This is a genomic window from Stenotrophomonas sp. AS012628 (genome assembly GCF_010608305.1).
GTDB classification, from domain to species: Bacteria; Pseudomonadota; Gammaproteobacteria; order Xanthomonadales; family Xanthomonadaceae; genus Stenotrophomonas; species Stenotrophomonas geniculata.
In genome coordinates this window covers 1-218 of the sequence record NZ_VMBJ01000296.1, presented here as the reverse complement: position 1 = coordinate 218, position 218 = coordinate 1, and the positions used below count along the sequence as shown (strand labels likewise).

Annotated in this window: 1 protein-coding gene; it reads left to right on the top strand. The window is 63.3% G+C overall.

Features of this window, described 5'->3' with window-relative positions; genetic code table 11:
- Positions 1-218, top strand: a 218-nt coding sequence (locus tag G5A07_RS21990; protein ID WP_191864045.1) for a hypothetical protein, incomplete at both ends; no start/stop codon positions are given.

Sequence of the window (218 nt, the reverse complement as noted above, 5' to 3'; positions counted from 1 at the left end):
GAATACATCAAGCCGCACTTCGAAGTCGCCCTCGACCTGGCCAAGCCGGACTTCAAGACCGCCGAGCCGGTGAAGGGCGAGATCGTCCTGCTCTATCCGGACGGCAAGCCGGTGGCCAACGCGCGCCTGCAACTGAGCCTGCGCGCCCAGCAGTTGTCGATGGTGGACAACGAACTGCAGTATCTCGGCCAGTTCCCGGTGGAACTGAGCAGCACCGA